The organism is Microbacterium sp. C5A9, assembly GCF_022627955.1.
GTDB lineage: Bacteria > Actinomycetota > Actinomycetes > Actinomycetales > Microbacteriaceae > Microbacterium.
Window position 1 is genome coordinate 110,794 of record NZ_JABXGD010000006.1, and the last position, 18,277, is coordinate 129,070.

Here is an 18,277-nt window from a genome sequence, read left to right on the forward strand (position 1 = left end):
GTCCGCGGGAAAACGTGGGAGTGTCGTTCCACGGCACGGGGCGAGTGGCCGCTTGCACCACTCGCCCCGCCATGGATGGGAACTGCTTACGGGGAGTTCTCGGAATCCACCGTGATGTCGCCCGAGATGATCTGCTCCTGCAGAGCGGCGATCTCGTCGAGCAGTCCGTCGGGCAGCTCGCCCTCGAAGGCACCGAAGCCCGAGAGCTTGACGCCCTCGTTCTCGAGCGTGCCGACATAGGGAGCCGGGTCGAAGTCACCCTCGGATGCGGCGATCGTCGCGTCCTCGACGGCGACGTCGATGGCCTTCATGATCGAGAAGAGGGTGACGTCCGCCACGCTCTCGTCGGCCACGGCCAGGTCGCTGTCGACACCGATCAGCAGGGTGTCCTTGCCGCTGTCGGCGATGGCCGCCGCAGCGCTCTGGTAGACCGGTCCACCGACCGGCAGGATCACGTCGACACCCTGGTCGAGCACGCCCTGTGCGGTCTGCTTGGCGGTGTCGTTCGCGTCGAAGCCACCCGTGAAGGAGCCCTTCTGCGTGGCTGCATCCCAGCCGAAGACCTCGACCGCGCCGGACTTGTCCTCGTTGTACTTCTCGACGCCGAGCTGGAAGCCGTCCATGAACACGGCGACCGACGGGATCTGCATTCCGCCGAAGGTTCCGACCTTGTTGACGCCCGAGGCGGACGACCAGCCGGCCGCGGCGTAGCCGCCGAGGTAGGCAGCCTGAGCCGTGTCGAAGACGAGCGGCTTGATGTTCGGAGCATCGGTCGTGCCGTCGAAGTCGTTGTCGGCGTAGTCGTCGATGATCGCGTAGTCGATGTCGGGGTTCGCGAGAGCCGACTCGACCGTCGCGGCCGAGAGCTTGAAGCCGACGGAGACGATGAGCGAGCAGCCCTCCGAGACCGCGGTCTCGAGGTTCGGCGCGTAGTCGTTGTCGTTCGCGGACTCGAACTCGATCGGCTTGACGCCGAGCGTGTCCGCTGCGCGGTCCATGCCCTCCTTGGCCGACTGGTTGAACGACTTGTCGTTCCAGCCGCCCGCGTCGGAGACGAGGCAGGGCACGAAGTCGGAGGCGGCGTCGCCGCCTCCGGTGCCGCCGGACTCGGTCGGGGCCTGGCCGCAGCCGGCGAGCGCGAAGACGACGCCGGCGGCGATGGTCGCGCCGAGCAGCTTCTTGGTGGTGGAGATGGTCAACTCATGCCTCCTCAACGAACCCGCGGCCCTCGCGGATCGATCAAAGTTACCCAGTGTTTCGGGATTTTTGCATGCCGCGACGCCACACGCCACGCAATGGTTACAAAGCTGAAATCCAACCAGCCGATGAGCACGACCCGCTGCTCATCAGAGCACGTCGCCGCGCCCCGTGAGCTTGAGCGACTCCACCACGCCCTTCACACGCTGCGCGTGCTCGACGGTCGTGACCAGCAGAGCGTCGGGGGTGTCCACCACGACGATGTCCTTGACGCCGACCAGGCTGATCACTCGCGACGTCTGACTCACGAGGATGCCGCTCGCGGCGTCGCTGAGCACTCGCGCCTTCGGCCCGAGCACCGCGAGGTCGTTCTTGCGGCCGTTGTTGATGAGCTTGGTGAGGGAGGCGAAGTCCCCCACGTCGTCCCAGTCGAAGTGCCCCGGGACCACAGCGAGCCGCCCGCGCCGAGCGGCGGGCTCTGCCACCGCGTAGTCGATCGCGATCTTCTTCAGCCCCGGCCAGATGCGGTCGACCGCAGGGCCGCGCCGCTCGCGGTCGTCCCACGCCTCCGCCAGCTCGATGAGTCCCGCGTGCAGTGCGGGCTCGTTCGCGGCCAGCTCGTCGAGCAGCACGCTCGCCTTCGCGATGAACATGCCCGCGTTCCAGAGGTAGTCCCGGCTCGCGAGGTACGCGGTGGCGGTCTCGAGGTCGGGCTTCTCGACGAAGGTCTCGACGAGAGCGGCCTCGCGGGCGCCGTCGACCACGAGCTCGGGGCCCTTCTTGATGTAGCCGAAGCCGACCGCGGGCTCGGTCGGCGAGATGCCGATCGTGCAGATGTACCCCTCACGTGCGACCTCGACGGCGTCGCGGACCGCGAACTCGAACACGCGAGTGCTGCGGATGACGTGATCGGCGCTGAACGATCCGATGATGACGTCGGGGTCGCGACGGTGCAGGATCGCCGCCGCCAGACCGATGGCCGCGGCCGACTCGCGCGGCTCGGACTCGAGGAAGACATTGAGATCCGGTATTCCCGGGAGCTCCGCCTCCACGGCCGCGCGATGGGCGCGTCCTGTCACCACCGCGATGCGGTCAGGGCCGGCGAGCGGCTCGAGCCGATCCCAGGTGTCGCGCAGCAGGGAGTGACCCGATCCCGTGAGATCGTGCAGGAACTTGGGCGCGTCTGCCCGCGAGAGCGGCCACAGACGACTTCCGATTCCGCCGGCGGGGATCACTGCGTAGAAGTCCTGGATCGGTTGGTTCACCCTGCCAGGGTATCCGCATCCGACTTCTCGACATCGAGAGACTTAGGGTGGCCTTCGTCGCCTCGACCAGTTCACGGGAATAGGATGGACACCGATCGGCCGTGCCTGACGTTCAACGGGTTCACGCTTGGATGACGCGACGCACGCGACCGAGTCACATCGATCCAGGGAGGACGACCGTGTCCACAAGCGCTCGCTTGACACCGTCGATTTCGGAAACCACTTCCAAGACCCCGCGCGGCACCCTCTACCGGGGTCGCGAAGGTATGTGGTCGTGGGTGCTTCACCGCATCACCGGAGTCGCCATCTTCTTCTTCCTGTTGGTGCATGTGCTCGACACTGCACTCATCAGGGTGTCCCCCGAGGCCTACAACGCGGTCATCGGCACCTACAAGAACCCGATCATGGCGATCGGCGAGGTCGTCCTCGTCGCCGGTATCGTGTTCCACGCCATGAACGGCCTGCGCATCATCGCGGTCGACTTCTGGTCGAAGGGTGCCAAGTACCAGCGCCAGCTCTTCTGGGGCGTGCTCCTGGTCTGGGGCATCATCATGGCCGGCTTCGTGCCCCGCCACCTGATGCTCGCGTTCGCCGGGTTCGGAGGAGGACACTGATGACCGCTCAGACCGTCTCCGCACCCACCCGCACTCGCCGCGGGGTCAACCTCGAGAAGTGGGGCTGGCTCTTCATGCGCGGCTCCGGCGTCGTTCTCGTCGTGCTGATCTTCGGCCACCTGTTCATCAACCTGATGGTCGGCGAGGGCATCCATGCCCTGGACTTCGCGTTCATCGCCGGAAAGTTCGCCACGCCGTTCTGGCAGTGGTGGGACGTCATCATGCTGTGGCTCGCGCTCATCCACGGCGCCAACGGCATGCGCACGATCGTGAACGACTACGTCACGAACAACACGGCGCGCAAGGCGCTCATCTGGGCCCTCGGTCTCGCCGCGGCTCTGCTCATCCTGCTCGGCACGCTGGTCGTCTTCACGTTCGACCCGTGCCTCGGCGTGAATGAGGCGAGCACGCTGTGGGAATCGTGCCAGGCGCTGGGCTAGTAGAAGAGAAGGCAAACGAGAAGTGACTACCGAGACCCAGGATTCCGTCGTCCGCGACGGCGTGCACTACCACCAGTTCGACATCGTCATCGTCGGCGCCGGAGGCGCGGGGATGCGTGCGGCCATCGAGGCCGGCCCCGGCGCGAAGACCGCGGTGATCTCCAAGCTCTACCCGACGCGTTCGCACACGGGTGCGGCGCAGGGCGGCATGGCGGCGGCCCTCGCCAACGTCGAGGAGGACAGCTGGGAGTGGCACACCTTCGACACCGTCAAGGGCGGTGACTACCTGGTCGACCAGGATGCTGCGGAGATCCTCGCCAAGGAGGCCATCGACGCGGTCATCGACCTCGAGAACATGGGTCTCCCCTTCAACCGCACGCCCGAGGGCAAGATCGACCAGCGTCGATTCGGCGGTCACACCGCAGAGCACGGCAAGACCCCGGTCCGCCGCGCCTGCTACGCGGCCGACCGCACAGGACACATGATCCTGCAGACGCTCTTCCAGAACTGCGTCAAGCTGGGCATCAACTTCTTCAACGAGTTCTACGTGCTCGACCTGCTCACGGTGAAGGACGCCGACGGCAAGACCCAGGTCTCGGGCGTCGTCGCCTACGACCTGTCGACCGGCGAGCTGCACGTCTTCCAGGCCAAGGCCGTGATCTTCGCGACCGGCGGCTTCGGCAAGATCTTCAAGACGACCTCGAACGCCCACACCCTCACCGGTGACGGCGTCGGCATCGTCTGGCGCAAGGGCCTCCCCCTCGAGGACCTCGAGTTCTTCCAGTTCCACCCGACCGGTCTCGCGGGCCTCGGCATCCTCCTCACCGAGGGCGCGCGAGGCGAGGGCGCGATCCTGCGCAACGCCTCGGGCGAGCGCTTCATGGAGCGTTACGCCCCGACCATCAAGGACCTCGCTCCGCGTGACATCGTCGCGCGATGCATGGTGCAGGAGGTGGCGGAGGGCCGCGGCGCGGGTCCCCACAAGGACTACGTGCTGCTCGACTGCACCCACCTGGGCGCCGAGGTGCTCGAGACCAAGCTCCCCGACATCACCGAGTTCGCCCGCACCTACCTGGGCGTCGACCCGGTGGTCGAGCCGGTGCCCGTGATGCCCACCGCGCACTACGCCATGGGCGGCATCCCGACCAACAACAACGGCGAGGTCCTGGCCGACAACGACACCGTCGTCCCCGGGCTGTACGCCGCCGGCGAGTGCGCCTGCGTCTCGGTGCACGGCGCGAACCGTCTGGGCACCAACTCGCTCCTCGACATCAACGTCTTCGGCAAGCGCTCGGGCCGCAACGCGGTCGAGTACGTCAAGACCGCCGAGTTCGTGCCGCTCCCCGAGAACCCCGCGGCGTTCGTCTCGGACATGCTCGAGGGCCTGCGCAACAACCAGGGCACCGAGCGCATCGCCGTGCTCCGCAAGGAGCTGCAGGACGAGATGGACAAGGGCGCGCAGGTCTTCCGCACGCACGATTCGCTCGAGCATGTGCTCGGTGTGATCGCCGGGCTGCGTGAGCGCTACCGGAACATCCACGTCGATGACAAGGGCAAGCGGTTCAACACCGACCTGCTCGAGGCCGTCGAGCTGGGCTTCCTGCTCGACATCGCCGAGGTCGTCGTCTACGCCGCACAGAACCGCGAGGAGAGCCGCGGCGGCCACATGCGCGATGACTTCCCGACGCGTGACGACGAGAAGTACATGAAGCACACGATGGCGTACCTCACGGGCGACCCGCACTCCTCCACGCCGAGCGACCACATCAAGCTCGACTGGAAGCCCGTCGTCTTCACGAAGAACGATCAGGGCGAACTGAACTACCCGCCGATGGAGAGGAAGTACTGAGCATGTCGAACGCCATCGCCGAGGCCCCCGCCGACACGACCGAAGCGGCTGCGATCCAGTCCTTCATCGTCACGTTCAACATCCGCCGATTCGACCCCGAGGTCGACGCCGAGCCGCACTGGGTCGACTACGACGTGGAGCTGTATTCGACCGACCGCGTGCTCGACGCGCTGCACAAGATCAAGTGGGAGGTCGACGGCTCGCTGACCTTCCGCCGCTCGTGCGCCCACGGCATCTGCGGCTCCGACGCCATGCGCATCAACGGCCGCAACCGCCTCGCCTGCAAGACGCTGATCAAGGACCTCGACATCTCGAAGCCGATCTACGTCGAGGCGATCAAGGGCCTCCCCCTCGAGAAGGACCTCGTCGTCGACATGGAGCCGTTCTTCGCGTCCTACCGCGAAGTGCAGCCGTTCCTGGTCGCGAGCTCGGTGCCCGAGAAGGGCAAGGAGCGCACGCAGTCGATCGCCGACCGCGAGATCTTCGACGACACCACCAAGTGCATCCTCTGCGCCGCGTGCACCTCGTCGTGCCCCGTGTTCTGGACCGACGGACAGTACTTCGGCCCGGCGGCGATCGTGAACGCGCACCGCTTCATCTTCGACTCGCGCGACGACAACGCCGACGTGCGCCTCGACATCCTCAACGACAAGGAAGGCGTGTGGCGCTGCCGCACCACCTTCAACTGCTCCGAGGCGTGCCCCCGCGGCATCGAGGTCACCAAGGCCATCGCCGAGGTCAAGCAGGCGGTGCTGCGCGGTCGTCCCTGATCCACGCATACGGACGCAGACGGGCGGGTTCCTTCACGGGAGCCCGCCCGTTCTCGTTGAGTGGATAGGGTGAGGATGTGTCTGATCCCGATGGCGCTGCGAGCGAGTCCCGCCGCCTCGACGTGGCCGTGGAACGGGCCACCGTGCTGACGCAGCGCACACTGGGCCTCTTCCCCGTCCGCGTGTGGCGACACTTCCTGCAGCACAACGGATTCCTGCTCGCCGCGGGCGTGAGCTACCAGGCCCTGTTCGCGATCTTCGCAGCGATCTACCTCGCCTTCGCGATCGCGGGCCTCTGGCTCGGCGGCAGCACGACGGCCGTCGACGGCATGATCGAGATCATCAACAGCTACATCCCGAACCTGATCCAGGACCAGGGCGGGGTGTTCACCCCGGAGCAGGTGCAGGAGATCGCGGCCAGTACGACCGGGATCCTGAGCGTCACCGGTCTGATCGCTCTCGGTACGGTGATCTGGACGGCGATCGGGTGGGTCACGTTCTCTCGACGTGCCACGCGCGACATCTTCGGTCTTCCCCCCGACCGCCGCAGCTACATCCTGCTGAAGGCTCGGGATCTTCTGGCCGCGCTGATCTTCGGAGCCTCGCTGATCGTCGGATCGCTGCTGAGCTCCGCCAGCGCCGTCGCGCTGAGCTGGATCCTGGGCCTGCTGGGATGGGACTCCGGCCTCGACGGCCTCACGAGCATCCGCATCGGCACCGTGCTGGTGTCGTTCGCACTGCTGTCGGCCGCTCTGGCCGCCATGGTCCGATTCCTCACCGGCACCTCGCTGGAGTGGCGGACGATCTGGCCGGGCGCTCTCCTCGGCGGCGGCGCGATGACCATCCTGCAGTTCGGAGCGGGCTTCCTCCTCAGCTACACTCCCTCCAACCCTCTGCTCGCCACGTTCGCCATCTTCATCGGCCTGCTGCTGTGGTTCCGCGTCAACGGCGTGGTGATGCTCGTGGCGTCCTCCTGGATCGCCGTCGCCGCGCAGGATCGCGACCTTCCTCTCCAGTCGCAGACGGAGGCGGAGCGCCGCATCGCCGAGCATCAGACGCTCGTGCAGGCGGCGCGCATCCGCCTTCGCGAGGCGGAGGCCGCCCGCGACACCGCCGCGTGGTATCGGGCGTGGCCCGCGGAGAGGGCGGTACGCGCCGCCGAGAAGGAGCTGGCGGAGCTCGAGGCGTCCGCTCCCCCGCCCGCGGACTCGACGACCCCGCTCGCTCAACGTCTGCTGTCCGAACTGCAGCGCCCGTCTCGGGATGTCGGCGGCGCTCGTTAGGCTTGTCACCATGCCTCATCTGCGTATCGCCTCGGTCAATGTCAACGGGATCCGAGCGGCGGCTCGCAACGGAATGAGCTCCTGGCTCGACGCGGCCGATGTCGACATCCTCACCCTTCAGGAGGTCCGCGGTCAGGACGCGCATCTCGAGGCAGCGCTGCCCGGATGGACGTTCGTGCACGACGAGGCGACCGCGAAGGGCCGGGCCGGCGTCGCGATCGCCAGCCGCACCCCGGCGCTCGCCACCCGCACCGACTTCGGGCCCGACGATTTCGACTCGAAGGGGCGCTGGATCGAGGCCGACTTCCTGATCGGCGATCGGCCGCTCACGGTCGTCAGCGCCTATGTGCACAGCGGCGAGGCCGACACCCCCAAGCAGGACGAGAAGTGGAAGTTCCTCGACGCGTTCGGCGTCCGACTCGCGGAGCTCGGGCACGACGGCGCCCTCGCGCTCGTCACCGGCGACCTCAACGTCGGGCACCGCGAACTCGACATCAAGAACTGGCGCGGCAACCGCAAGAAGGCCGGCTTCCTGCCCCGCGAGCGCGCCTACTTCGATCGGTTCCTCGGAGCGGCCGGCGAGACGGTCGAGGGCGTCGACGGCTCGACGGGACCCGGACTCGGATGGATCGACGTCGGACGCGCATTCCACGGCGAGGTCGACGGCCCGTACACGTGGTGGTCGATGCGCGGTCAGGCGTTCGACAACGACTCCGGGTGGCGCATCGACTATCACCTCGCGACCCCCGCGCTCGCCGAGCGCGCGACCGCGTACCACGTGGCTCGCGCGGCGGCCTATAACCAGCGCTGGAGCGACCACGCGCCGGTGGTCGTCGACTACACGTACTGAGCGGGCGAGCGCCGGCTCGGGCACCGCCGCCACCCCCATAGGATTGATACCGTGACGAAACCACGCCTCTACTCAGGAATGCAGCCCTCCGCCGACTCTCTGCAGATCGGCAACTACATCGGCGCCCTCCTGCAGTGGCGGGAGCTCCAGAGCTCGTACGACGCGTACTTCTCCGTCGTCGACCTGCACGCCCTGACCGTCGCACAGGACCCCGCAGAACTCCGCGAGAAGACCCGACGCACCGCCGCCCAGTACATCGCCGCAGGGATCGAGCCGTCGCAGTCCACGCTGTACGTGCAGTCCCACGTGCGCGCGCACGCCGAACTCGCCTGGATCCTGTCGACCATCACCGGCTTCGGCGAGGCAGGGCGGATGACGCAGTTCAAGGACAAGTCCGCCCGCTACGGCGCCGATGCGACGAGCGTGGGACTGTTCACGTATCCCGTGCTGATGGCCGCCGACATCCTGCTCTACCAGACCGATGTCGTGCCGGTGGGCGACGACCAGAAGCAGCACGTCGAGCTCACCCGCGACCTCGCCGAACGGTTCAACTCGCGGTTCGGCGAGACGTTCGTGGTGCCGCGCCCGGTGATCCAGAAGGACACGGCGCGCATCTACGACCTGCAGAACCCGACCTCGAAGATGTCGAAGTCCGCGGAGAGCGACGCGGGCGTGCTCTGGATGCTCGACGACCCCGCCAAGTCGGCGAAGAAGATCATGCGCGCGGTGACGGACAACGAGGGTTCGGTGCGCTTCGACCGGGAGAACAAGCCCGGCGTCTCGAACCTCCTGACGATCTATGCGGCGCTCACCGGCCGCCAGATCGGCGCGATCGAAGACGAGTACGCGGGCCGCGGATACGGAGACTTCAAGAAGGGTCTCGCCGAGGTCGTCGTCGCCGAGTTCGAGCCGGTGCGCTCGCGCGCCCTGGAGCTGCTCGACGACCCCGCCGAGCTCGACCGCATCCTCGCGGCGAATGCCGGCCGTGCCGACGAGGTCGCCGATGCGACCCTCGCCGCGGTGTACGACCGCGTCGGCCTGCTTCGGCGCGTCTGAGACCCACGGCCCTAGGATGGGGGCGTGACTGATCCGCAGCTGCCCCCGTCCGGAGCCGTTCCTCCCGTGCCGCCCGCGCCGCAGCCGGCGCCCGGTCAGCCCCCGATCGCACCTCCCCCGTACGGCGAGCAGCCCCCCGGGTACGGCGAGCAGCCTCCCGCGGCGCAGACTCCGCCCACTTCCGGTGCTCCCGCGTACCCGAACGCTCCCGCGTACCCGAACGCCCCCGCGTACCCGAGCGCCCCCGGATACCCGAACGCCCCCGCCTACCCGAACGCCCCCGCCTACCCGAACGCCCCCGCGTATTCGAACGCCCCCGCCCACCCGAACGCTGCCGGGCAGCCGAACGGTCCCGGATACCAGGCGGCCCCTCCCGGCGCCTACCAGGTTCCCGTCGGGGGATACCAGACGCCGTCCGGCGCCTATGACGTGGCCCCGACGACGGAGAAGCGATCGTCGCTGCTCGGCATCCTCGCGCTGGTCTTCGCGATCGCGGCCGCCGTCGTGATCCCGATCATCGGCGGCATCGTCGGGTTCGAGATCGGCACTCGTCTTCCGAGCGGGCTCGACACGAACGATCCCGACCTCCTGACGATCCTCTCCCCCGCCCGCGATCAGGTGCTGTGGGCGGAGATCGCGTTCTGGACCGGAACGGTGCTCGGTATCGCGGCCATCGTCGCCGGCATCATCGCCATCCGCAGGAAGCAGGGTCGCGGCGCCGGCATCGCCGCCATCGTCGTCGCCGTGCTCGGGCCGATCGTCTTCTGGGTCGGGATCGTCATCGCCCTCTCGGCGGGCACCGCCTCCGGCTTCCTGCCCTGACGCACCGCCCCCTCCAGCGCACCGTCGAGCGATGCCCCGAATGCGCCTGGTCCTGATACGGCGCCCTTCGCCTCTGGGGCGTCGCTGACGCGGGGCACCGGCGACACCCGGTCAGCGCGGCGCGTGGTGCTTCTGCTGTGCGGCGAGGAGCCCTTCGGCGACGAGCAGCTCGACCGCGTCCGCGGCGTCCGAGACGAGGATCGGCAGATTCGCGCGCTCGTCCTTGCCGAACGGCGACAGCACCCAGTCAGCGGGATCCTGGCGCCCGACAGGCCGGCCGATGCCGACCCTGACACGGGGGAACTCGGGCGTCGTGATCGCCCTGGCGATGTCGCGCACGCCGTTGTGACCGCCGTGCCCGCCGCCGATCTTGAGCTTGACGGTGTCGAAGGGGATGTCGAGCTCATCGTGCACGACGATGATCTGCTCGGGTGGTACGGAGTAGAACCGCGCGAGAGCAGCGACCGGGGTGCCCGAGACGTTCATGAACGTGTTCGGCTTGGCGAGTACGAGCTTGTCGCCCCCGGGTCGCAGCCAGGTCTCGACGACGCGCGCTCCGCCCTTGTGCTCGCGGAAGGTCTCGTTCCGGCGAGATGCCAACTCATCGATCACCATCTGACCGATGTTGTGTCTGGTCGCCTCGTATCGCGGGCCGGGATTGCCGAGCCCCACCACCAGCCAGGTGGATGCCATGCCGTCGTCCTCTCGGGGTTCGGGTTGGTGCGACCCGGGTCAGGATACGACAGAGGGGGCGCGATCTGCTCGCGCCCCCTCTGTGATGCAGTCAGCTGAGTGCTGCGCCGACGGAGATCACTCCGCGGCGGCCTCCTCGGCGGGAGCCTCGGCATCGGCGTCAGCGGCCTCGTCCTCTTCGAGCGGCTCTTCTGCCGGGATCGAGATCGCGACGACGAGGACCTCGGGGTCGCTGAGCAGCGACGAGCCCTTGGGCAGCGTGACGTCGGCGGCCGTGATGTGCGCACCGTCCTCGAGACCCTCGACCGAGACCTCGACGTTCTGCGGGATGTGGGTGGCCTCGGCCTCGATCGACAGCGTGGTCGCGTCGAGGTTGGCGATCGTGCCGGGGGCCGACTCGCCCGTGACGACGATCGGGACGTCGATCGCGACCTTCTCGCCCTTCTTCACGACGAGGAGGTCGATGTGCTCGATGATCTGGTGCACGGGGTCCTTCTGGACGTCCTTGACCAGGGCGAGCTGGTTCTTGCCCTCGATGTCGAGCTCGAGCAGGGCGTTCGCGCGACGGATGATGAGCGAGACCTGGTGGCCCGGCAGCGCGACGTGCACCGGCTCGGTGCCGTGGCCGTAGAGGACGGCGGGGATCTTGCCGGCGGCGCGGAGGCGGCGGGCGAAGCCCTTGCCGAAGTTCTCGCGAAGCTCGGCCTGGACCTTGGTGTCTTCAGACATGGGGTTCTCCTTCGGGGCACGCAGCGAGCAGCCGCGCGGTGGTCTATGGAACAGCTCTCGAACGCAGACACGTGAAAGAAGCCACCGGGCTTGCTTCGCCGCGTCGATAACGGATTCGCGCGCACGCGCACTCATCCCTCGCCGAGGTACTCCCTTCATGGTACCCGATGACCCGATAGGCTGAAGACACCGTTCCCTCTCGCAGAACATGGAGTTCCTCATGCTCGACGGCGTCTTCTTCTCGCACGCGATCGCCTGGGTCATCGGAGCCATGTCGCTCTGCGCCGCCGTCGCCACCTTCGGCGCACTCTTCTCGCTCGGCCGCTCCGGATACCGCAAGGACTGATCGCCGCCGCGCGGGTGCCCGGCTTCCTCGTCCGACGGCTCTCCACCGGACGTCACAACGCCGCCGCCGCCCGAGCGCCGCGATACCCTGGAAGCATCCCCCACTTCTCGATCTAGGAGCCATCTGTGCCCGAAGCATCAGCGAACATCGGAGTCGTCGGACTCGCCGTCATGGGTTCGAACCTCGCCCGCAACCTCGCCAGCCGCGAGGGCAACACGGTGGCGATCTTCAACCGCAGCTACGAGAAGACCGAGACGCTCGTCTCGGAGCACCCCGAAGCAGGGTTCATCCCGGCGAAGACGTACCGTGAGTTCGCAGACTCGCTGCAGAAGCCTCGCACCGCGATCATCATGGTCAAGGCCGGCGGCCCCACCGACGCCGTGATCGACTCGCTGCTCGAGGTCTTCGAGCCCGGAGACATCATCGTCGACGGCGGCAACGCCTACTTCCCCGACACCATCCGTCGCGAGAAGGCCGTGCGCGAGACGGGCGTCAACTTCGTCGGCGCCGGAATCTCGGGCGGCGAAGAGGGCGCGCTCACCGGTCCGTCGATCATGCCCGGCGGCTCGGACGAGTCCTGGATCACCCTCGGCCCGATCCTGAAGTCGATCGCCGCGATCGCCGAGGGAGAGCCGTGCGTCACGCACGTCGGACACGACGGCGCGGGCCACTTCGTCAAGATGGTGCACAACGGCATCGAGTACGCCGACATGCAGCTGATCGCCGAGGCCTACGACCTCATCCGCCGCGGCACCGGCAAGACCCCCGCCGAGATCGCCGAGATCTTCGCCGAGTGGAACACGGGCGAGCTCGAGTCCTACCTCATCGAGATCACCGCCGAGGTGCTGCGCCAGGTGGATGCCGAGACGGGCAAGCCGCTCGTCGACGTCATCCTCGACCAGGCCGGCGCCAAGGGCACCGGCGCATGGACCGTGCAGACCGCCCTGTCGCTGGGCGTCCCCGTCTCCGGCATCGCCGAGGCGACGTTCGCCCGTTCGCTGTCGTCGCACCCCGAGCAGCGCGCCGTCGCAGGCGCCCTCCCCGGTCCGGACGAGGAGTTCACCGTCACCGACGAGGCCGCATTCATCGAGGACGTCCGTCTCGCGCTCTACGCGTCGAAGATCGTCGCCTACTCGCAGGGCTTCGACGAGATCCGCGCCGGTGCAGCGGAGTACGGCTGGAACATCGACCTCGGCGCGATCAGCAAGATCTGGCGTGGCGGCTGCATCATCCGCGCCCAGTTCCTCAACCGCATCGCCGACGCGTACGCCGAGACCCCGGACCTGCCGGTCCTCATGTCGGCGCCGTACTTCGCCGAGGCGCTCACGCGCGGCCAGGCCTCCTGGCGCCGCGTCGTCATCGCCGCAGCGACCGCGGGCATCCCCGCTCCGGCGTTCTCGTCGTCGCTGTCGTACTACGACGGCATCCGCGCCGACCGCCTTCCCGCAGCCCTCGTGCAGGGACAGCGCGACTTCTTCGGCGCGCACACCTACAAGCGCATCGACAAGCCGGGCACCTTCCACACGCAGTGGTCGGGCGACCGCACAGAGATCGAAGCCGAAGACACGCACTGAGCGAGTCTCGGACAAGACGAAGGCCCCGGCGGTTCCGCCGGGGCCTTCGTCGTCTCTCGTCCGCTGTCCCTCACCGGGTGATGTCCTGCACCGACCCCTTCGCGAGTCGCAGCCGCCGTGTGGCGCGGCGGGCGACCGCGGAGTCGTGCGTGACGACGATCATCGTGATGCCTTCGGCGCAGAGCCCTTCGAGCAGGGCGAGGATCTCGTCGCGCATGCTCTCATCGAGGTTGCCCGTCGGCTCGTCGGCCAGCAGCACGCGAGGTCGCTTGACGATCGCCCGCGCGATCGCGACGCGCTGCTGCTGCCCCCCGGAGAGCTCTGTGGGCAGATGATCGCCTCGATCGGCGAGGCCGACATGCGCGAGCGCCTCCGACACCCGGTTCCGGCGCTCCCCCGCATCGAGCGATGTCGGCTCGAGCGCCATGTCCACGTTCTCCGCGGCGGTGAGCGTCGGAATCAGATTGAAGCCCTGGAACACGAACCCGATCTCCTCGGCGCGGATCCTGCTGAGCTCTCGCGGGGAGGCCGAGGCGAGCTCGATGTCGCCGAGTCGCAGGGAGCCGGACGACGGCTTGTCGAGCGCCCCGAGCATCTGCAGCAGAGTGGACTTCCCTCCCCCGGTCGGCCCCTGGATCGTGACGAACTCCCCGGGGAGGATCGTGAGATCGACCCCGGTGAGCGCCTTCACCGTGCGCCCCTTCTGCGTGTAGGTGCGGGTGACGTTCTGCGCCCGGTACACCGGAGCTTCCGCATCCGTGTGCGCCGTCGCCTGCGTGGTGTCTGCGATGGTCATGTCCTTCTCCTTCTGCGTGTGATCTGCTGTCTGTGTCCGTGCTCGCCGGTCCGTGACCCTGACGAGGTGCCGCCGCTCAGGCGACGGATCGCAGGGCCTCGGCCGGGCTGAGGCGCGCCGCGCGCCAGCCACCGAACGCTCCCGCGACGAGTCCCCCGAGCACCGCCAGGCCGACGGCCGCGACCAGGACCCACGGGGTGAAGGGGGCCTGCAGCACGATGTCGGCGGTCTGCTGCGCCTGGAACATCTGCCCACCGCCTCCGGTCGGACCGCCCATGCCTCCGGGCCCGCCCTGGGCAGCGGCCGAGGTGCTGCTCGCGGCGATGGTGGGCTTGATGAGGTTGATCGCGAGGATGCCCGCAAGGCCGAGCGCCAGGCCCACCGCTCCCCCGAGGAGTCCCTGCACCATCGACTCCCCGGCCACCTGACGCACGACGCGTCCGTTCGACCATCCGATCGCCTTGAGCGTGCCGAATTCACGGGTGCGCCGCGAGACACCGGAGAGCGTGAGCAGCACCGAGAGGAGCACGGCGACCGCGAGCACGATGATCGAGAGCCACGTACCCAGGTTCGTGATCAGCGACGTGGCGCTGGAGAGCGATCCCGACACGGTCGAGGCGAGCTCGGACTGCGACGTGATCGTCGCCTCCGGCAGCTCCTCGGCGAGGGCGCTCTGCACGGCGTCGATCGATGCCGCCGACTCGGCCTGCACGTAGACGGTCGAGATGACATCACCGGCGCCCGAGAGCTCCTGCGCCGTGTCGAGGGGCAGGTAGACGTTCGCCGCGGTGTCGGCGGAGTCCGACGTGGATGCCACGATGCCGACGACCTCGACGTCCGACCCCGCGACGTCGATCGTGTCTCCCACCGCGATCTCCGCGGTCGAAGCGTAGGTCGCGTCGACGAGGGCGACGAGCGCGCCGGCGTCGTCGCCGTCGAGTGCGCGACCGTCGCTGACCTCGACGGACGCCAGAGGCCCGACGGACACGGCGGCCGGGTCGATCCCGAGCACGGTGAACGAGTCGACTCCGAACGAGCCGCCACCACCGGCGCCGTCCTGCGGCGGCGTCTGCCCCTCGGTCGGCGCTGTCCCCTCGCTCGGCGCTGTCCCCTCGGTCGAGCCATCCTCCGCACCGAAGCCTCCGCTGGGCAGCTCACCGGAGAACGTCGAGTTCGTCAGGCTGAGCGCTGCCGTCGCCGCGGTGACCCCGTCCGTCGACGTCACCGAGTCGAGCACCGAGGCGTCGAGGGTCCCGCGCATGAAGTCGGTGCGCAGCGTCGACTGGCTGAGCGTGGTCGTGTCGCCGTCGGTCGCTCCCTCGTCTGCGCCGAAGTCGAATCGCTGACCGCCGCCCTCGCCCGGTTCCGCCGCGGCGCCGGTCACCGTCAGATCGGTGCCGACGCCGTACACCGACTCCAGCGCCTGTGCCTGGGCGTCTCGCACGCCCGCGGTGAGCGCGTTCACGATGATCACCAGTGCGATGGCGATCGCGAGTCCGATCGCCACGATCCAGGTCTGCTTCTTGCGGCCCGCCAGCTCTCGCCGCAGATAAGTGCCGTACATGTCTCTCCTTCCGCCGCGCGCCTCTCGCGGGCCGATGTCGACGTTAGGAAGCGGACTTTTGCGAGATCGAGGGGCGGGTGATGAGAACTCTATGGACGGACCACCTCACAGGAGACGCATAGCGCGTTCCATAGAAACTCCATAGGCGATTCCGCAGAATGTACTCATGAGCACCGATCTCCCCGAACTGCGCCGCCCCGACGGCTCGCCCCTCCGCATCCTCGCCGTCGACGACGAGCAGATGCTCACCGATCTGCTGGCGATGGCACTGCGGATGGAGGGCTGGGAGGTGCGCACGGCATCGTCGGGTCTCGAGGCGCTGCAGGTCGCGCGTGAGTTCGAGCCGGACGCACTGGTGCTCGACATCATGATGCCCGACCTCGACGGCATGGCCGTGCTCCGGCGCCTGCGCGAATCGGGGAGCCTCGTCCCCGTGCTCTTCCTCACCGCGAAGGATGCCGTGGGTGACCGAGTGGCCGGGCTCACGGCCGGCGGCGACGACTACGTCACGAAGCCGTTCAGCCTCGAGGAGGTCATCGCCCGTCTGCGCGCGATCATCCGCCGCACCGGGCACGCGACAGCCGATGACGGCCAGTCGATCCTCCGCGTCGCCGACCTCACGCTCAACGAGGACAGCCACGAGGTGATGCGCGACGGGACCGAGATCGAGCTGACCGCGACCGAGTTCGAACTGCTCCGCTACCTGATGCGCAACGAGCGCCGCGTCCTCTCGAAGGCGCAGATCCTCGACCGGGTGTGGAGCTACGACTTCGGCGGCAAATCGTCGGTCGTCGAGCTCTACATCTCTTACCTCCGCAAGAAGATCGATGCCGGGCGCACGCCGCTGCTGCACACCGTGCGCGGTGTCGGCTACATGATCAAGGCACCGCAGTGAGCACCACGAGGATGGCAGGGCGCCCGATGAGCCTGCAGACACGGCTGATGACAGCCGTGATCGGCTTCGTCTCGCTCATCCTCGTGATCGTCGCGGTGATCACCAGCGCGCTGCTCGGCGGGACGCTCGAACAGCAGCTCCAGGACAAGGTGACCGGATACTCCTCTCAGGTCACCCAGGTGGTCGGCGGCGTGCCAGCCAAGTACGCGAACGTCGACGCCATCTTCGAGGGCCAGGGCTCACGGGTTCCCCCGGGCATCCTGCTCGCCGTGTCGAGCACCGCGGGCGGCACCAGCGGCGTCGTCTTCCCCGACACCAAGGGCGAGTTGAGCGGCGTCTCGCAGACGCTGACGAGCGCCGACCTCGCGCGGATCGACACGGCGCTCAACGGGCGCCGAGTCGGCACGGTCACGCTCGACGACTTCGGCTCCTACCTCGTCGTCGTGCAGCAGGCCCCCAACGGCGTCAACGTCGTGACCGGCCTGCCCCGCACCGACATCCAGAATCAGCTGACCACTCTGCTGACGGTCATCGTGCTGGCGACCCTCGGGGGTCTGATCCTGCTCGCGCTGACCACCGCGATCACCATCAGGGTCGGCCTCAGACCGCTGCGCGCTGTCGCCGCGACCGCGACACGGGTCGCGAACCAGCCGCTCGATCGTGGCGAGGTGCAGATCACCGAACGCGTGCCGGCCTCCGAAGCCGACCCCCGCACCGAGACGGGTCTCGTCGGCGCCTCGCTGAACACCCTGCTCGACCACGTGAACACCTCGCTGGCGGCACGGCAGAAGAACGAGGAGCGGATGCGCCGGTTCGTCGCCGACGCGAGCCACGAGCTGCGCACCCCGCTGTCATCGATCCGCGGCTATTCCGAGCTCTCCCTGCGGGCACTGAAGCAGCAGGGCGGCGAGGCCGCGATCGAGGGCACCACGACATCCCTCGAACGCATCCAGGCGCAGTCGCTGCGCATGACCCGTCTCGTCGAGGATCTGCTGCTGCTGGCCCGGCTCGACGAGGGCCGCGAACTCGTCTACGGCACCGTCGACCTCACCCAGCTGGCGCTCGAGGGCCTCTCGGACGCCCGCCCCACGGCAGTCGACCACCACTGGAACATCGACGTGCCCGAAGAGCCGATCGTCATCATGGGAGACGCGGGGCGGATGCACCAGGTGGTCGCCAACCTGCTCGCGAACGCCCGCACGCATACACCGGCCGGCACGTCGATCACTCTGCGGGTGAGCCGTGAAGGCGACGATGCCGTCATCCGCGTGCATGACGACGGACCCGGCATCGATCCGGCGGTCCGCGAGGAGCTCTTCGCACGGTTCGCCCGGGGCGACAGCTCGCGTGCCCGTCAGACCGGAGGCACCGGCCTCGGCCTCGCGATCGCGAAGGCCATCGTCGAGGGCCACGGCGGCCACATCACGGTGGCGAGTCAGCCGGGCGACACGACCTTCACCGTCCGCATCCCGATCTCTCCCGCCACCGCCGCCGAGTGAACGGCGCAGCGCCCGGAGTCGAGCGGCCCCGGGCG

Annotated in this window: 18 protein-coding genes; 12 read left to right on the plus strand and 6 right to left on the minus strand. The window is 68.3% G+C overall.

Going from position 1 to position 18,277, the window contains the following annotated elements; translation table 11 throughout:
• Nucleotides 1–86: 86 nt before the first annotated feature.
• Together HWD99_RS12430 and HWD99_RS12435 are read right to left on the minus strand one after the other, a co-directional pair.
• Nucleotides 87–1,199: a BMP family protein gene (locus HWD99_RS12430; RefSeq protein WP_241796558.1), complete on the minus strand. Its 1,113-nt coding sequence runs from the start codon at nt 1,197–1,199 to the stop codon at nt 87–89.
• Between the two features lie 147 nt (nt 1,200–1,346).
• On the minus strand, nt 1,347–2,462 hold the full coding sequence (locus HWD99_RS12435; RefSeq protein ID WP_241796560.1) for a mannose-1-phosphate guanylyltransferase: 1,116 nt from the start codon (nt 2,460–2,462) through the stop codon (nt 1,347–1,349).
• Between the two features lie 179 nt (nt 2,463–2,641).
• Between HWD99_RS12435 and sdhC the strand changes: the two genes are divergently transcribed.
• The 8 genes from sdhC (at nt 2,642) to HWD99_RS12475 (ending at nt 10,146) form a co-directional block, all read left to right on the plus strand.
• Entirely contained in the window at nt 2,642–3,076 is a 435-nt protein-coding gene (sdhC, locus tag HWD99_RS12440; RefSeq protein ID WP_194763541.1) for a succinate dehydrogenase, cytochrome b556 subunit, read from the plus strand.
• On the plus strand, nt 3,076–3,516 hold the full coding sequence (locus tag HWD99_RS12445) for a succinate dehydrogenase hydrophobic membrane anchor subunit (RefSeq protein ID WP_241796562.1): 441 nt from the start codon (nt 3,076–3,078) through the stop codon (nt 3,514–3,516). Before sdhC ends, HWD99_RS12445 begins: the two co-directional genes overlap by 1 nt.
• Nucleotides 3,517–3,538: 22 nt before the next feature.
• The gene (sdhA, locus tag HWD99_RS12450) at nt 3,539–5,365 is read left to right on the plus strand and encodes a succinate dehydrogenase flavoprotein subunit (protein WP_241796563.1); all 1,827 of its coding nucleotides are present in this window, start codon (nt 3,539–3,541) and stop codon (nt 5,363–5,365) included.
• Between the two features lie 2 nt (nt 5,366–5,367).
• A complete protein-coding gene (locus HWD99_RS12455; protein ID WP_241796564.1) occupies nt 5,368–6,135 on the plus strand; it encodes a succinate dehydrogenase iron-sulfur subunit in 768 nt (255 codons plus the stop codon).
• A 77-nt stretch (nt 6,136–6,212) separates the two neighbouring features.
• Nucleotides 6,213–7,418 carry a YihY/virulence factor BrkB family protein gene (locus HWD99_RS12460; RefSeq protein ID WP_241796565.1) on the plus strand — a complete coding sequence of 402 codons (1,206 nt, stop codon included), beginning with the start codon at nt 6,213–6,215 and terminating at the stop codon, nt 7,416–7,418.
• 10 nt (nt 7,419–7,428) lie between these two features.
• Nucleotides 7,429–8,268, plus strand: a complete 840-nt coding sequence (locus HWD99_RS12465) for an exodeoxyribonuclease III (protein WP_241796566.1) — start codon at nt 7,429–7,431, stop codon at nt 8,266–8,268.
• A 51-nt stretch (nt 8,269–8,319) separates the two neighbouring features.
• The gene (gene trpS / locus HWD99_RS12470; RefSeq protein WP_308220727.1) at nt 8,320–9,324 is read left to right on the plus strand and encodes a tryptophan--tRNA ligase; all 1,005 of its coding nucleotides are present in this window, start codon (nt 8,320–8,322) and stop codon (nt 9,322–9,324) included.
• A gap of 24 nt (nt 9,325–9,348) precedes the next feature.
• Entirely contained in the window at nt 9,349–10,146 is a 798-nt protein-coding gene (locus tag HWD99_RS12475) for a hypothetical protein (RefSeq protein ID WP_241796568.1), read from the plus strand.
• 111 nt (nt 10,147–10,257) lie between these two features.
• Here the strand turns inward: HWD99_RS12475 and pth are convergent, their stop codons facing one another.
• Nucleotides 10,258–10,839, minus strand: a complete 582-nt coding sequence (pth, locus tag HWD99_RS12480) for an aminoacyl-tRNA hydrolase (RefSeq protein ID WP_241796570.1) — start codon at nt 10,837–10,839, stop codon at nt 10,258–10,260.
• A 117-nt stretch (nt 10,840–10,956) separates the two neighbouring features.
• Nucleotides 10,957–11,568 carry a 50S ribosomal protein L25/general stress protein Ctc gene (locus HWD99_RS12485; protein ID WP_241796571.1) on the minus strand — a complete coding sequence of 204 codons (612 nt, stop codon included), beginning with the start codon at nt 11,566–11,568 and terminating at the stop codon, nt 10,957–10,959.
• Nucleotides 11,569–11,788: 220 nt separating this feature from the next.
• Between HWD99_RS12485 and HWD99_RS18560 the strand changes: the two genes are divergently transcribed.
• Nucleotides 11,789–11,914 carry a hypothetical protein gene (locus HWD99_RS18560; protein ID WP_267238687.1) on the plus strand — a complete coding sequence of 42 codons (126 nt, stop codon included), beginning with the start codon at nt 11,789–11,791 and terminating at the stop codon, nt 11,912–11,914.
• Nucleotides 11,915–12,039: 125 nt separating this feature from the next.
• On the plus strand, nt 12,040–13,488 hold the full coding sequence (gene gndA, locus HWD99_RS12490; RefSeq protein ID WP_308220728.1) for an NADP-dependent phosphogluconate dehydrogenase: 1,449 nt from the start codon (nt 12,040–12,042) through the stop codon (nt 13,486–13,488).
• A 70-nt stretch (nt 13,489–13,558) separates the two neighbouring features.
• Here gndA and HWD99_RS12495 read toward each other — a convergent pair whose 3' ends face one another.
• Together HWD99_RS12495 and HWD99_RS12500 are read right to left on the minus strand one after the other, a co-directional pair.
• Nucleotides 13,559–14,284, minus strand: coding sequence for an ABC transporter ATP-binding protein (locus HWD99_RS12495; RefSeq protein ID WP_241796572.1), 726 nt, complete (start codon nt 14,282–14,284; stop codon nt 13,559–13,561).
• 76 nt (nt 14,285–14,360) lie between these two features.
• Nucleotides 14,361–15,848, minus strand: a complete 1,488-nt coding sequence (locus HWD99_RS12500) for an ABC transporter permease (RefSeq protein WP_241796573.1) — start codon at nt 15,846–15,848, stop codon at nt 14,361–14,363.
• Between the two features lie 166 nt (nt 15,849–16,014).
• Here HWD99_RS12500 and HWD99_RS12505 point away from each other — a divergent pair, with 166 nt between their 5' ends.
• Together HWD99_RS12505 and HWD99_RS12510 are read left to right on the plus strand one after the other, a co-directional pair.
• Nucleotides 16,015–16,743 (plus strand): response regulator transcription factor, encoded by a 729-nt coding sequence (locus HWD99_RS12505; protein WP_056280043.1) that lies wholly within the window; start codon nt 16,015–16,017, stop codon nt 16,741–16,743.
• 26 nt (nt 16,744–16,769) lie between these two features.
• On the plus strand, nt 16,770–18,242 hold the full coding sequence (locus HWD99_RS12510) for a cell wall metabolism sensor histidine kinase WalK (RefSeq protein ID WP_241796574.1): 1,473 nt from the start codon (nt 16,770–16,772) through the stop codon (nt 18,240–18,242).
• Nucleotides 18,243–18,277: the final 35 nt, after the last annotated feature.

Coding starts and splice junctions, on each gene's coding strand:
- HWD99_RS12445 (WP_241796562.1), top strand. CDS start 3,076: ATGACCGCTCAGACCGTCTCCGCACCCACCCGCACTCGCCGCGGGGTC.
- HWD99_RS12455 (WP_241796564.1), top strand. CDS start 5,368: ATGTCGAACGCCATCGCCGAGGCCCCCGCCGACACGACCGAAGCGGCT.
- HWD99_RS12465 (WP_241796566.1), top strand. CDS start 7,429: ATGCCTCATCTGCGTATCGCCTCGGTCAATGTCAACGGGATCCGAGCG.
- HWD99_RS12485 (WP_241796571.1), bottom strand. CDS start 11,568: ATGTCTGAAGACACCAAGGTCCAGGCCGAGCTTCGCGAGAACTTCGGC.
- HWD99_RS12495 (WP_241796572.1), bottom strand. CDS start 14,284: ATGACCATCGCAGACACCACGCAGGCGACGGCGCACACGGATGCGGAA.
- pth (WP_241796570.1), bottom strand. CDS start 10,839: ATGGCATCCACCTGGCTGGTGGTGGGGCTCGGCAATCCCGGCCCGCGA.
- HWD99_RS12500 (WP_241796573.1), bottom strand. CDS start 15,848: ATGTACGGCACTTATCTGCGGCGAGAGCTGGCGGGCCGCAAGAAGCAG.
- HWD99_RS12510 (WP_241796574.1), top strand. CDS start 16,770: ATGAGCCTGCAGACACGGCTGATGACAGCCGTGATCGGCTTCGTCTCG.
- HWD99_RS18560 (WP_267238687.1), top strand. CDS start 11,789: ATGCTCGACGGCGTCTTCTTCTCGCACGCGATCGCCTGGGTCATCGGA.
- HWD99_RS12505 (WP_056280043.1), top strand. CDS start 16,015: ATGAGCACCGATCTCCCCGAACTGCGCCGCCCCGACGGCTCGCCCCTC.